General features: G+C 65.7%; 14 protein-coding genes. 13 read left to right on the plus strand and 1 reads right to left on the minus strand.

Annotated features, from left to right (window positions below):
* The first annotated feature begins 2 nt into the window (after positions 1-2).
* The 8 genes from CSW62_RS25690 to bioB all read left to right on the plus strand — a co-directional run bounded on the left by CSW62_RS25690 (position 3) and on the right by bioB (position 7,078).
* Entirely contained in the window at positions 3-785 is a 783-nt protein-coding gene (locus CSW62_RS25690; RefSeq protein ID WP_062095590.1) for an SDR family NAD(P)-dependent oxidoreductase, read from the plus strand.
* Between the two features lie 129 nt (positions 786-914).
* Positions 915-1,238, plus strand: coding sequence for a hypothetical protein (locus tag CSW62_RS26290; protein ID WP_127846917.1), 324 nt, complete (start codon positions 915-917; stop codon positions 1,236-1,238).
* Entirely contained in the window at positions 1,220-3,214 is a 1,995-nt protein-coding gene (locus tag CSW62_RS25695) for an acetyl/propionyl/methylcrotonyl-CoA carboxylase subunit alpha (protein ID WP_099582579.1), read from the plus strand. Before CSW62_RS26290 ends, CSW62_RS25695 begins: the two co-directional genes overlap by 19 nt.
* The gene (locus CSW62_RS25700) at positions 3,211-3,612 is read left to right on the plus strand and encodes a MerR family transcriptional regulator (protein ID WP_099504263.1); all 402 of its coding nucleotides are present in this window, start codon (positions 3,211-3,213) and stop codon (positions 3,610-3,612) included. Before CSW62_RS25695 ends, CSW62_RS25700 begins: the two co-directional genes overlap by 4 nt.
* Complete coding sequence (locus CSW62_RS25705) at positions 3,609-4,355, plus strand: electron transfer flavoprotein subunit beta/FixA family protein (RefSeq protein ID WP_099582580.1); 747 nt, start codon at positions 3,609-3,611, stop codon at positions 4,353-4,355. Before CSW62_RS25700 ends, CSW62_RS25705 begins: the two co-directional genes overlap by 4 nt.
* Positions 4,355-5,284: an electron transfer flavoprotein subunit alpha/FixB family protein gene (locus CSW62_RS25710; RefSeq protein WP_099582581.1), complete on the plus strand. Its 930-nt coding sequence runs from the start codon at positions 4,355-4,357 to the stop codon at positions 5,282-5,284. Before CSW62_RS25705 ends, CSW62_RS25710 begins: the two co-directional genes overlap by 1 nt.
* Positions 5,285-5,361: 77 nt before the next feature.
* On the plus strand, positions 5,362-6,021 hold the full coding sequence (locus CSW62_RS25715; protein ID WP_158235511.1) for a MerR family transcriptional regulator: 660 nt from the start codon (positions 5,362-5,364) through the stop codon (positions 6,019-6,021).
* Positions 6,022-6,046: 25 nt separating this feature from the next.
* On the plus strand, positions 6,047-7,078 hold the full coding sequence (bioB, locus tag CSW62_RS25720) for a biotin synthase BioB (RefSeq protein WP_099582582.1): 1,032 nt from the start codon (positions 6,047-6,049) through the stop codon (positions 7,076-7,078).
* Positions 7,079-7,094: 16 nt separating this feature from the next.
* Here the strand turns inward: bioB and CSW62_RS25725 are convergent, their stop codons facing one another.
* Positions 7,095-7,568 (minus strand): Lrp/AsnC family transcriptional regulator, encoded by a 474-nt coding sequence (locus CSW62_RS25725; protein WP_062099363.1) that lies wholly within the window; start codon positions 7,566-7,568, stop codon positions 7,095-7,097.
* A gap of 192 nt (positions 7,569-7,760) precedes the next feature.
* Here CSW62_RS25725 and CSW62_RS25730 point away from each other — a divergent pair, with 192 nt between their 5' ends.
* Genes CSW62_RS25730 through CSW62_RS25750 form a run of 5 tightly spaced genes read left to right on the plus strand, consistent with a single transcriptional unit; the run spans position 7,761 to position 13,856 of the window.
* The gene (locus CSW62_RS25730) at positions 7,761-8,990 is read left to right on the plus strand and encodes a thiamine pyrophosphate-dependent enzyme (protein ID WP_062099361.1); all 1,230 of its coding nucleotides are present in this window, start codon (positions 7,761-7,763) and stop codon (positions 8,988-8,990) included.
* A 4-nt stretch (positions 8,991-8,994) separates the two neighbouring features.
* The gene (locus tag CSW62_RS25735; RefSeq protein WP_062099359.1) at positions 8,995-10,008 is read left to right on the plus strand and encodes an alpha-ketoacid dehydrogenase subunit beta; all 1,014 of its coding nucleotides are present in this window, start codon (positions 8,995-8,997) and stop codon (positions 10,006-10,008) included.
* Between the two features lie 3 nt (positions 10,009-10,011).
* A complete protein-coding gene (locus tag CSW62_RS25740) occupies positions 10,012-11,268 on the plus strand; it encodes a dihydrolipoamide acetyltransferase family protein (RefSeq protein ID WP_099504273.1) in 1,257 nt (418 codons plus the stop codon).
* Positions 11,269-11,272: 4 nt separating this feature from the next.
* Positions 11,273-12,676 (plus strand): dihydrolipoyl dehydrogenase, encoded by a 1,404-nt coding sequence (gene lpdA / locus CSW62_RS25745; RefSeq protein ID WP_099582583.1) that lies wholly within the window; start codon positions 11,273-11,275, stop codon positions 12,674-12,676.
* A 16-nt stretch (positions 12,677-12,692) separates the two neighbouring features.
* Positions 12,693-13,856, plus strand: a complete 1,164-nt coding sequence (locus CSW62_RS25750) for an isovaleryl-CoA dehydrogenase (RefSeq protein WP_062099353.1) — start codon at positions 12,693-12,695, stop codon at positions 13,854-13,856.

Raw genomic sequence — 13,856 nt, forward strand, 5'->3', positions numbered from 1 at the left:
CCATGCAACTCAATTCCGACATCGCGGCCATTGTGACGGGGGGCGCTTCCGGCCTTGGCGAAGCCACGGCGCGACGCTTGGCGGCCGAAGGCGTGAAGGTGACGATCTTCGACATGAATCTAGAGCGGGCTCAGATGGTCGCGGCCGAATGCGGCGGCCTCGCCTGTCGAGTTGACGTCACGAGCGATGCGGACGTGATCGCGGGCCTCGCGGAGGCTCGCGCAAGTCACGGTCAGGAGCGCATCCTCGTGAACTGCGCGGGCATCGTGATCGGCGCCAAGACCGTGTCGCGGCGAAGAAGCGATGGGGCGCTGACGGCCGCGTCGACGGATGACTTCGATCGTGTTCTTCGCGTCAATCTGGGCGGCACGTTTCGATGTATCGCACTGGCGACTTTGGGAATGGTGTCGCTTGAGCGCCTGGCAAATGGCGAGCGCGGAGTGGTCGTTTCGACGGCGTCCATCGCATCCGAGGACGGGCAGATCGGACAGGCCGCCTATGCGGCGTCGAAGGCGGGTGTTCAAGGGATGGCCCTTCCCATCGCCCGCGACTTGGCCAGTGAGGGCATACGAGTCAACACCATTCTCCCGGGACTTTTCGAAACGCCGATGATGGCGAGCTTGCCACCGGCCGTACGCGAAAGCCTTGCAACGAGCGTACCGTTCCCGGCGCGGCTGGGAACGGGCGCTGAATACGCCTCACTGGTCGTCGAAATCTGCAGCAACGCCTACTTGAACGCGGCGGCGATCCGGCTTGATGGCGCTATTCGGCTGGCGCCTCGATGAGAAGCGGGGCGTTGGCGGTCGACAGGTCTTGCATCATCAGCGGGACGATCGGGCCGAAAATCTCCCGCGAGGCGGATCTCAAAACTCAAGTGGGTCGCAGACGCCTGGCGGGAGCGGCGGGGCTTCGCCGTGACTGAAACGACCGATCCTTCAGAACGGGACGCGCTCGGCTGGATCCTGGCAGGATATGGCGATGGCCGTTGGCCGGGAATGCTCGACGCACGGTGCGGTCGGCTCTTTCGTCTCGGCGTGTGGTGGAAGCATAGCGGCGCGTCTCCGCCAACATTCGTCGATGAGATCAACAGCCAAGTACTGATGATTAACAACCGCGTGCTGGTCATCGATGACTATGGCGACGTCGTCATGACGGTCGAAGTCGGCGCTGACGATCAGTCCTCAATCCCACCTCCAATGCCTGTCAGCGAGCGGGGTCCATGTTCGAAAAACTCCTGATCGCCAACCGTGGCGAAATCGCCGTCCGCGTGATCAAGACCTGCCGCCGCCTGGGCATCAAGACGGTGGTGGTCTATTCCGACGCCGACGCCGGCTCGCTCGCGGTCGAGATGGCCGACGAGACCGTGCACATCGGCGCCTCGCCGGCCGCCCAGTCCTATCTCGTCGCCGACAAGATCATCGCCGCCTGCAAGCAGACGGGCGCGGAAGCGGTGCACCCGGGCTTCGGCTTCCTGTCCGAGAACGCCGGCTTCGCCCAGCGCTGCGCCGACGAGGGCGTCGTCTTCATCGGTCCCAACCCCGGCGCCATCCAGGCCATGGGCGACAAGATCGAGAGCAAGAAGTTCGCCCAGGCCTCGGGCGTGTCCTGCGTGCCCGGCCACATCGGCGAGATCGCCGACACCGCCGAGGCCGTCACCATCGCCGAGCAGATCGGCTATCCGGTGATGATCAAGGCGTCGGCCGGCGGCGGCGGCAAGGGCATCCGCGTGGCCTGGAACCGCAAGGACGTCGAGGAGGGCTTCCCTGCCGTCCGCGCCGAGGCCAAGGCCAGCTTCGGCGACGACCGCATCTTCATCGAGAAATTCATCGAGAGCCCGCGCCACATCGAAATCCAGGTGCTGGGCGACAAGCACGGCAACGTCGTCCACCTGTTCGAACGCGAGTGCTCGATCCAGCGCCGCAACCAGAAGGTCATCGAGGAGGCCCCGTCGCCCCTGCTGGACGAGGCCACCCGCGCCGCCATGGGCGCCCAGGCCGTCGCCCTGGCCAAGGCGGTGAACTACGATAGCGCCGGCACGGTCGAGTTCGTCGCCGGCCAGGACAAGAGCTTCTTCTTCCTGGAGATGAACACCCGCCTGCAGGTCGAGCACCCGGTCACCGAGCTGATCACGGGCCTCGATCTGGTCGAGCAGATGATCCGCTCGGCCTACGGGGAGAAGATGGCCTTCGAGCAGAAGGACCTGAAGATCAACGGCTGGGCCATCGAGAGCCGCATCTACGCCGAGGATCCCTACCGCAAGTTCCTGCCCAGCATCGGCCGCCTGGTCCGCTACGACCCGCCGGAAGAGGGCGAGCACGGCGCCTACACGATCCGCAACGACGCCGGCGTCCGCGAGGGCGATGAGATCTCGATGTACTACGACCCGATGATCTCCAAGCTGTGCAGCTGGGCGCCGACCCGCATCGCGGCGATCGACGGCATGGGCCGGGCGCTGGAGGACTTCCACATCGAGGGCCTGGGCCAGAACATCCCGTTCCTGGCGGCGGTGATGGACCAGGAGCGCTTCCGCTCGGGCAAGATCTCGACCAACTACATCAAGGACGAGTTCGCGGACGGCTTCCAGGGCACGGAGCCGACGGCCGACCAGATCGACATCCTGACCGCCGTCGGCGCGGCGATGCAGCGGGTCTACGCCACGCGAGCCCGCTCCTACGCCTCGGGCCTGATCGGGCCGGCGCGTGACGAGTGGGTGGTCGCGGTTGGCCACGCCAAGCGTTCCGTGAAGGTCTCCGGCGAGGCCGACGTGATCGTCGCGCTTCTTGACGAGAACCGCGCCCTGACCCTGACCGACATCGACTGGCGTCCAGGCAAGCCGGTGTTCCGCGCCGCACTGAACGGCAAGGCCTTCACCGTCCAGGTCGCACCGGCCGCCGAGGGTTTCGACATCCGCCACCGCGCCACCAAGGCCCGGGTGCTGGTCCTGACGCCGCGCTCGGCCGAACTGCACAACAAGCTGCCCGAGAAGCAGGCCGCGGACACCTCCAAGCTGGTGCTCTCGCCGATGCCGGGCTTGGTGGTCTCGATGGACGTCGCCGCCGGCCAGCAGGTCCGCGAGGGTGAGGTCGTCTGCGTGCTCGAGGCCATGAAGATGCAGAACATCATCCGCGCCGAGCGCGATGGCGTCGTGAAGGCCGTCAACGCCAAGGGCGGCGATCCGGTCGCGGCCGACGAGGTGCTGGTGGAGTTCTCATGACGCCGGACGTCTCCTCCACCGACATGTTTCTGTCGATCAGCGCGATGGCCGCGCGACTGGGTGTGTCGCAACGCGCTCTGCGCCACTACGAGGCGGTCGGTCTTATCCAGTCGTACCGTCTCTACAAGAGCGCTCGTAGCTATGATCCTGAAACCGTCGATCGTCTAACCGTCATAGCGCTTCTGCGAAAGGCGGACGTCCCGATCGCCACCATCCGGGCGATCATGTCGCTTCGGCCTGACGAGGCCGCCTATCTGCGTGCGGTGCGTGAAGCGCTCTTGTCCGCCCAAGATCAGAAAACGCGTGAACTGGCGATGATTCGGCAGCTGCTCGGCGACTTGAAAACCGTCTTCACGGCCAGCGCCCAAGCCAGTCGCAGTCCTAGGGAAGTCCGATGAAGGTCCTGGTCCCGGTCAAACGGGTTATCGATTACAACGTGAAGGCCCGCGTGAAGGCGGACCAGACGGGTGTCGACCTTGCCAACGTCAAGATGTCGATGAACCCCTTCTGCGAGATCGCGGTCGAGGAAGCCGTGCGTCTCAAGGAGAAGGGCGTGGCGACCGAGGTCGTCATCGTCAGCATTGGTCCGGCGCAAGCCCAGGAAACCATCCGCACGGCGCTGGCCATGGGCGGTGACCGCGGGATCCTGATCACCTCCGACGCCGACCTCGAGCCGCTGGCCGTGGCCAAGCTGCTCGCGGCCGTGGTCGCCGAGGAAAATCCGAACCTGGTCCTGATGGGCAAGCAGGCCATCGACGGCGACAACAACGCCGTGGGCCAGATGCTGTCGGCCCTGCTGGGCTGGCCGCAGGCCACCTACGCCTCTGCCGTGGACATCTCGGGCTCGACCGCCAAGGTCACCCGTGAAGTCGACGGCGGTCTGCAGACCCTGGACGTCGACCTCCCGGCCGTCGTCACCGCCGACCTGCGCCTCAACGAGCCGCGCTACGCTTCGCTGCCCAACATCATGAAGGCGAAGAAGAAGGAAATCGCGAGCAAGGCCGTCGCCGACTACGGCGTCGACGTCGCCCCGCGCCTCAAGGTCCTGAAGGTCACCGAACCGGCCAAGCGTTCGGCCGGCATCAAGGTCGAGACCGCCGCCGATCTGGTCTCGAAGCTCAACACCGCGGGGGTGCTGTAATGGCTGTTCTCGTCGTCGCCGATAACGACAACGCGCACCTGCGCGATGGCACCCACAAGACCGTGACCGCCGCCCTGAAGATCTCGGGCGACGTGGACGTCCTGGTCCTGGGCAAGGGCGCCAAGGCCGTGGCCGACGCCGCCGCCAAGATCGCCGGCGTCCGCAAGGTGCTGCTGGCCGAGTCCGACGCCCTGGGCCACGGCATCGCCGAAGCGCAGGCCGACGCCGTCCTGGCGCTCGCGCGCAGCTACGACGCGATCCTGGTCCCGGCCACCGCCGGCGGCAAGAACTTCGCCCCGCGCGTCGCCGCCAAGCTGGACGTCGCCCCGATCTCCGACATCGTCGAGGTCGTGTCGGCCGACACCTTCGTGCGCCCGATCTACGCCGGCAACGCCCTGGAGACCGTCCAGTCGGGCGACTCCAAGAAGGTGATCACCGTCCGTCCGACCGCCTTCGCGGCGGCCGCCGAGGGCGGCTCGGCCTCGGTCGAGAGCGTCTCGGGCGCCGATGCGGTCAAGACCCGCTTCGTCAGCGAAGAGATGGTCAAGTCGGACCGTCCGGAACTGGCCGCGGCCAAGATCGTCGTCTCGGGCGGTCGCGCCATGGGTTCGGCCGAGGAGTTCCAGCGCGTGATCGAACCGCTGGCCGACAAGCTGGGCGCCGCCGTCGGCGCCTCGCGCGCGGCCGTCGACGCCGGCTACGCCCCGAACGACTACCAGGTCGGCCAGACCGGCAAGGTCGTGGCCCCGCAGCTGTACGTCGCCATCGGCATCTCGGGCGCGATCCAGCACCTGGCCGGCATGAAGGACTCCAAGGTGATCGTCGCGATCAACAAGGACGCCGACGCGCCGATCTTCCAGGTGGCCGACTTCGGCCTGGTCGCCGACTACAAGACGGCCGTGCCGGAGCTGATGGACGCCCTGACCTGACGACCGCCAAACAAAGGATATCCGGGATGACTGCTCGCGCCGACTATGTCGGACCGATCACCAAGTCGGCCGAAGCCATGTTCGCTCGCGCCGAACGCAAGACGATAGCTCGCAAACTCACTGCCCCGCCGCCGTCGGCGCTGCGTGAGATCATCACGTCTTTCGGCCTCAGTCCGACCATCATCAGGCGTTGGGAAGAGGCCGGCCTTGTCGCGTTCGAGCGGCAAGGTGGGCGCGTCGTTGTCAACGATACGACGCGAGAGCATTTGGCCACGGTCATCGAACTTCGCGCCGCCGGCTTCTCGGTCAAGGAAATCGCCTGGATCTCCGACACCTTACCGCCGACCATCAAGCAGATGCGTGACGCGCTTGCGGCCCGCCAAGCTCAAACCGTGAGCAAGCCGTCGACCCAGCTCGGGTCGGCGTTTCGCGAGACCATCAAGGCCTTTGGCCTCAGCCTGACCGTCGTCAAGCATTGGGAAAATGCCGGTGTCGTCGCCTTCGCACGCCAAGGCGGACGCGTCGTGGTCGACGACGCCATGCGTGAGAGCCTGGCCATGGTGATCGAGCTTCGGCGCGCCGGCTTCTCGGTCAAGGAGATCACTTGGATTTCCGACACCTTGCCGCCGACCGTTTCGCAGATGCGCCAAGCCCTCCAGGCGCGCCTCGCCCAAAGCGAAGCCGCGCGCGCGCGCTCGATCGCGGGAGCGATCGTCGCGGGCTGCTCTCGGGGCTAGCCCCTTCATTTCGCCGGAGTCGACGATGTTCACCGGAACGCCGCACCCCCGCCATGACTGGACGCTCGCCGAGACGGAGGCTCTCTTCGACCTCCCTTTCATGGAGCTGGTGTTCCAGGCCGCGAGTGTTCACCGCGCCTGGTTCGACCCGTCGGAAGTGCAGCTGTCGCAGCTGCTGTCGGTCAAGACCGGCGGCTGCGCCGAGAACTGCGGTTATTGCAGCCAGTCGGCCCACTTCAAGACGGGCCTCAAGGCCGAGAAGCTGATGGCCGCCGACGACGTGGTGGCCAAGGCCCGCGCGGCCCGCGACGGCGGCGCCCAGCGCTTCTGCATGGGCGCGGCCTGGCGGGAGCTGAAGGATCGCGACCTGCCCAAGCTGGCCTCGATGATCGGCGAGGTGAAGGCCCTGGGCCTGGAGACCTGCGCCACCCTGGGCATGCTGACCGCCGATCAGGCCAAGGCCCTGAAGGACGCCGGCCTCGACTATTACAACCACAACCTCGACACCGGTCCGGACTACTACAAGGACGTGGTGACCACGCGCACCTACCAGGAGCGCCTCGACACCCTGGCCCATGTCCGCGACGCCGGCATGAGCACCTGCTGCGGCGGCATCGTCGGCATGGGCGAGCAGCGCCGCGACCGCGCCGGCCTGCTGCATCAGCTGGCCACCCTGCCGGCTCATCCCGACAGCCTGCCGATCAACGGCCTGGTGCCGGTCAGCGGCACGCCGCTGGGCGACAAGGTGCTCAGCGAAGGCAAGGCGATCGACGCCATCGAGTTCATCCGCACCATCGCCGTCGCCCGCATCGTCTGCCCGAAGTCCATGGTCCGCCTGTCGGCCGGTCGCGAGGGCATGAGCCGCGAGCTGCAGGCCCTGTGCTTCATGGCCGGCGCCAATTCGATCTTCGTCGGCGGCAAGCTGCTGACCACCCCGCTGCCGGGCCTGGACGAGGACTCAAAGCTGTTCCAGGACCTGGACCTGAGGCCGATGCACGCGGCGGGTCCGATGGATCAAGGCCTCCTTGACCTGGAGCTGCTGATGGGGATTGCGTGACCGTAGCGTCGATGGCCTATCGGATCGGAAGGGCCGTCGTCATCTTAACCGGACCCAAGGACATGGTGGAGTTGATCTCCTGAACGGTCGGAAGGGTCAAAAGCCTGCCAAACGCCAGTTCGCGGTAGTCCTCGACATCCCGCGTGACGATCCGCAGCAAGAAGTCGAACGGTCCCATCGTGGGATGGACCTCCATCACTTCGGGGATGCGCGACACCGCCTCGATGAACTCGTTGAGATTGCTCTGGCCGTGGGCGGAGAGCTTTACGTTGGCGAAGATGTTCGTGCGCAGGCCGAGCCTTTCCGCGGAAAGGCGGGTGACCTGATCGACGATATAGCCTTCCTCCTTCAAACGGGTGAGGCGGCGCCAGCAGGGCGATTGCGACATGCCCACATGCTCGGCCAGCTCCGCTGTGGTCATCGGCGGATTGCGCTGGATGGTGTCCAGAATTTTCAGATCGGTTTCATCGAGGTCGTTCAGAAAGGCCATGAGAATCTCGCGGCTAGGCAATCATCGTTCGACGTCATTGATCCAATCTTGTGGCGAGTTTCGCAATACGAAGCGGAAAAAATGCTCGATCGCGCATCCGCCAATGCGTTTGGGTCGACATATCGTTCCAAATAGATAATCCAATTTCTGACATCAGAAGGCAGATTGGGGCACCTCATTCAGTGGCCCGTCATGAAAAATCGCCCCACGCTCCGCCTACACATCCCAGAACCGGCCGCCCGGCCTGGCGATGCGCCCTCGTTCGATCGTGCGCTGATCCCGTCGGCCGGAGCCACGCGACGGCCCGAGACCAACGCTCTCGAAGCGGAGATGCGCGATCTGCCCTTCGGCTTGGTTCGTGTCCTCGACGATGCGGGCGAGGCCACGGGGCCCTGGAATCCCAATCTCTCGACGAGCACGCTACTGGCGGGACTTCGCGCCATGCTGCTGACGCGTGTGTTCGACGAGCGACTGTTTCGCGCGCATCGTCAGGGCAAGACCAGCTTCTACATGAAGTCGACCGGGGAGGAGGCGATCGGTGCGGCGCAGTCCTTGTTCCTGGACCGTGACGACATGTGTTTCCCGACCTATCGCGTGCTCAGCTGGTTGATGGCGCGCAACTACCCGCTGATCGATCTGTGCAATCAGATCTTCTCCAACGAGAAGGATCCGCTGAAGGGGCGCCAGCTTCCGATCCTCTATTCGGCGCGGAAATACGGGTTCTATTCCCTGTCAGGCAATGTCGGCAGCCGCTTTGGTCACGCCGTCGGCTGGGCCATGGCCTCGGCGTTCAAGGGCGGCGATTCCATCGCGCTGGCCTATATCGGCGAAGGCACAACGGCCGAAGGCGACTTCCATGAGGCCCTGACCTTCGCCAGTGTCTACAAGGCGCCGGTCATCCTGTGCGTGACCAACAACCAATGGGCTATCTCCAGTTTTTCGGGCATCGCCGGGGCCAATGAAACCACCTTCGCGGCCAAGGCGCTTGCCTATGGCCTGCCGGGGCTTCGGGTCGACGGCAACGACTTTCTGGCCATCTGGGCGGCCACTGAATGGGCGGCCGAACGGGCGCGCCAGAACCTCGGCGCCACGCTGATCGAGCTCTACACCTATCGCGCGTCTGGCCATTCGACCTCGGACGATCCGACCAAATATCGACCGGCCGACGAAGCCGAGGCCTGGCCTCTGGGAGACCCGCTCGACCGCCTGAAGACGCACCTCATCGCGCTCGGCGCCTGGGACGAGGAGCGCCACGCGGCCCTGGCGGCCGAACTGGACGCCGAGGTGCGCGCAGCGGTCAAGGAGGCAGAGGCGGTCGGCACGCTCGGCAAGTCCAAGCCGAGCGTGAAGGAAATGTTCGAGGGCGTCTTCAAGGACCCCGACTGGCGCGTCACTGAACAGCGCCGCGAGCTGGGGATCTGACGCCATGCCCACCATGAATATGATCCAGGCGCTGAACTCCGCGCTCGACGTCGTCCTGACCGAGGACCCCGACACCCTGATCTTTGGCGAGGACGTCGGCTATTTCGGTGGCGTGTTTCGCGTCACCGACGGGCTTCAGAAGAAGCACGGCCTGACCCGCTGCTTTGACGCCCCGATATCCGAAGGCGGCATCGTCGCCGCGGCGATCGGCATGGGGGCCTATGGCTTGCGCCCAATCCCCGAAATTCAATTCGCCGACTACATTCTACCAGCCTTCGATCAGCTAGTGTCGGAAGCCGCGCGCCTGCGCTATCGTTCGAATGGCGAATTTTGGGCTCCGATCACGGTGCGCTCGCCGTATGGCGGCGGGATCTTTGGCGGCCAGACCCACAGCCAGTCGCCCGAAGCGATCTTCGCCCATATTACCGGCCTGAAGACCGTCATCCCGTCCAATCCCTACGACGCCAAGGGTCTTTTGATCGCATCGATCGAGGACGATGATCCGGTGATCTTCCTGGAGCCGAAGAGGCTCTACAACGGACCATTCGACGGACGTCACGACCAGGCGCTGAAGACCTGGGCCGGCGATCCGAAGGCCGAGGTCCCCGCCGAACGCTACACCGTGCCACTCGGCAAGGCCGCGATCGTGCGCGAGGGACGCGAGGCCACCGTGTTGGCTTATGGCACGATGGTCCACGTCGCCTTGGCCGGGATCGAAGACAGCGGCGTGGACGCCGAACTGATCGACTTGCGCTCCATCGTGCCGCTCGACGTTGAGGCGATCGTGGCCTCGGTCAAGAAGACCGGACGATGTGTCATCCTTCACGAGGCCTCGCGGTTCGGGGGCTTCGGCGGAGAGCTGTCGGCCCTGGTTCAGGAGCGCTGCTTCTACCACCTCAAGAGCGCCGTGCGCCGGGTCGCGGGTTGGGACACGCCTTATCCGCACGCGTTCGAGTGGGACTATTTCCCGGGACCGGCGCGACTGGCCGCGGCGCTCAAAAGCGCGATGGAGGACTAGGCCATGGGGCGCTATCTGTTCCGCTTGCCCGATATCGGCGAAGGCGTCGCCGAGGCCGAGATCGTCGCCTTGCTCGTCAAGATCGGGGACAAGGTCGAGGAAGACCAGAACGTGGCCGAGGTGATGACCGACAAGGCCACGGTCGAACTAAGCTCGCCCGTCGCGGGCGTTGTAACCGCCGTTCATGGCGACATTGGCGGCATGATGCCCGTCGGCGCCGTACTGATCGAATTCGACAGCGAGGCAGGCGAGGCTGAGCCTATCGCCGTTCCAGCGGCTTCTCCCGCCGCGCCGGTTTCCGCCAAGGCGAGCGCGCCGTCCGCCCCCGAACCCACGCGGACCGCGCCGGTTGCGCCGCCGCGTCCGGCCGCTTCGTCCGGCCGCCCGGCTGGAGAGGCGCCGCTTGCCGCGCCCTCGACCCGCCGGCGCGCGCTCGATCTGGGCGTGACGCTCGCCCAAGTGCCTGGCAGCGGCCCTGGCGGCCGGATCACGCCCGACGATCTGGACGCCTTCCTGGCGTCCGATGGAAAGAGCGTCGGCGCCTCGGGTCTGGTTGCCCGCACCGGCGTCCAGGACACGCGTATCATCGGTCTGCGCCGCAAGATCGCTGAGAAGATGCAAGAGGCCAAGCGCCGCATTCCGCACATCAACTATGTCGAGGAATGCGACCTGACGGAGCTGGAGGCGCTGCGGCTCGACCTCAACGAACACCGCGCTGAAGATCAGCCCAAGCTGACGCTGTTGCCGTTCATCATGCGAGCGATGGTCAAGGCATTGCCGGATTTTCCTCAGGTCAACGCGCTCTATGACGACGATAACGGCGTGCTGCGCGCTCACCAGGGCGTGCACATCGGCATCGCCACCCAGACGCCGAACGGCCTGATTGTTCCGGTCGTGCGCCACGCCGAAGCGCGAGACCTTTGGGATTGCGCCCGTGAGGTCGCCCGGTTGGCCAAGGCCGTCCGCGACGGCTCGGCGTCGCGCGACGAGCTCTCTGGATCGACCATCACGCTCACCAGCATGGGACCCCTGGGCGGCATCGTCTCGACGCCGGTCATCAACCATCCCGAGGTCGCCATCCTCAATCCCAACAAGCTGGTGGATCGACCGATGGTTCAAGGCTCGTTCGTCACCATCCGCAAGATGATGAACCTCTCCTCGGCCTTCGATCACCGCATCGTCGACGGCTACGACGCCGCCCTGTTCGTCCAGCGCGTGAAGCGGCTGCTCGAACATCCCGCCCTGATCTTCATGGACTGATGCGATGACCGAGACTCTCAGACCCAAGGTCCTGGTCATCGGCGGCGGCCCGGGCGGCTACGTGGCGGCCATCCGCGCCGGCCAGCTGGGGCTGGACACGGTGCTCGTCGAAAGCGGTCGGTTGGGCGGCACCTGCCTGACGCGGGGCTGCATTCCGTCCAAGGCCCTGATCCATGCGGCCGGTCTCTATGAAGAGGCGGTAATGGCGAGCGCCGAGACGGGGAGGTTCGGCATTCACTTGAATCAGGCGCCGACCTTGCGGTTCGAGGAGACCGTCGGGTGGAAGGACGCGATCGTTGATCGGCTCAGCGGCGGCGTCGGCGGATTGCTGCGCAAGGCCAAGGTGAAGTCCGTGGTCGGTTGGGCGAGTTTCTCCGACGCCAAGACCTGCACCGTCGAAACCCCCGAAGGGCCGGTCACGATCCGGCCGGAGCACGTGATCCTGGCGACCGGTGCGACCGCCGTCGAGCTGCCGTTCCTGCCCTTTGGGGGCCGGGTGATCTCCTCGACCGAGGCGCTGTCGCTGCCCGAGGTCCCAGCGACCCTGGCCGTGGTCGGGGGCGGCTATATCGGCCTGGAACTGGGGATCGCGTTCGCCAAGCTGGGCTCGAAGGTCACGATCATCGAGGCAATGGATCGGCTCCTACCTCTCTACGACGCCCAGTTGACTGCGCCCGTGGCGCGTTGGCTCGAAAAGCATGGCGTCACGGTCTATCTCGGCGCGAAGGCCCTGGGTCAGGACCAGGAGGGCCTGCTGATCCAGACGGCGGGGGGCGAGCGCCAACTGGTCGTGCCGGCCGAGCGCATCCTCGTGACCGTGGGCCGCAAGCCCCAAACCGAGGGCTGGGGGCTCGACCAAATGGCGCTGGCGATGGACGGGCCATTCGTAAGGGTCGATGAGCGCTGTGCGACGTCCACCACCAACGTCTGGGCGATCGGCGATTTGGTCGGGGAGCCCATGTTGGCCCACAAGGCGTCAGCCCAGGGCGAGATGGTCGCCGAGATCATCGCGGGCCGCCGGCGCCGGTTCGAACCGGTCGCCATCGCGGCGGTGTGTTTCACCGAGCCGGAGATCGTCAGCGTTGGGCTGACGCCCGATCAGGCTCCTGAAGGCGTCGAGACCGTCGTGGGTCAATTCCCGTTCCAGGCCAATGGCCGCGCGCTGTCGATGCAGGCTGGGGACGATGGCGGCTTTGTTCGGATCCTGGCGCGCAAGTCCGATCATCGGATCCTCGGCATTCAGGCCGTCGGCCGCCACTGTTCGGAATTGGCCGGGGAGTTCGCCACCCTGATGGAAGTGGGCGGCGTCCTGGAGGACGTCGCCGGCGTCATCCATGTCCATCCCACCCTGGGCGAGGCCATCCACGAGAGCGCCCTTAAGGCGCTCGGTCACGCCATTCACATTTGACGCCCGGAACCTGATCATGAGCATTCCCTTCGCGCCCCAGTCGATGGAGTTCGGTTTGGGCGAAACCGTCGATATGATCCGCGATACGACCGCGCGCTGGGCCGCCGACCGGCTGGCGCCGCGCGCCGCCGAGATCGACGAAACCAACACCTTCGCGCGCGACCTGTGGCCCGAGATGGGCGCGCTGGGCCTGCATGGCGTCACGGTCGAGGAAGAGTTCGGCGGCCTGGGCCTAGGCTATCTCGAGCACGTCGTGGCCATGGAGGAAGTGTCGCGCGCCTCGGCCTCGATCGGACTGAGCTACGGCGCTCACTCCAATCTCTGCGTCAATCAGATTCGGCGCTGGGGCACGCCCGAACAGAAGCGCAGATACCTGCCCAAGCTGATTTCAGGCGAACACCTTGGATCGCTGGCCATGTCGGAGGCCGGTTCGGGATCGGACGTCATGTCCATGCGGACGCGAGCCGAGAAGAGGGGCGACCGCTACGTGCTGAACGGCACGAAATTCTGGATCACCAATTCTCCGACCGCGGACACCCTGGTCGTCTATGTGCGCACGGGGGAGGGGAGCGGTGGCGTCACGACCTTCCTGATCGAGAAGGGGATGAAGGGCTTCAGCGTTTCCAAGAAGCTCGACAAGATGGGCATGCGCGGGTCGGACACCGCCGAGCTGGTGTTTGAGGACTGCGAGGTCCCGGAGGAAAACGTCATGGGTCCCGTCGGCGGCGGGGCGGGGATCTTGATGAGCGGCCTCGACTACGAGCGTACGGTCCTGTCCGGCGGCCCGCTCGGTATCATGCAGGCGGCCCTCGACGTGGTCCTGCCCTACATCCGCGAAAGAAGGCAATTCGGCAAGGCGATCGGTTCATTCCAGCTGATGCAGGCCAAGGTCGCCGACATGTACGTCGCCCTAAACTCGGCCCGAGCCTACGTCTATGCGGTGGCGCGGGCCTGCGACGCGGGCAAGACCACGCGCTTCGACGCGGCGGGGGCGATTTTGCTGGCTTCGGAGAACGCCGTGAAGGTCAGCCTGGAGGCTGTGCAGGCTTTGGGCGGCGCCGGCTACACTAAGGAGTGGCCCGTCGAACGGCTCGTTCGGGACGCGAAGCTCTATGACATCGGCGCCGGCACCAACGAGATTCGCCGTTTCCTGATCGGCCGGGAGCTGCTGGGCTCGTGA

It is taken from the genome of Caulobacter sp. FWC2 (assembly GCF_002742625.1).
Classification (GTDB): Bacteria; Pseudomonadota; Alphaproteobacteria; order Caulobacterales; family Caulobacteraceae; genus Caulobacter.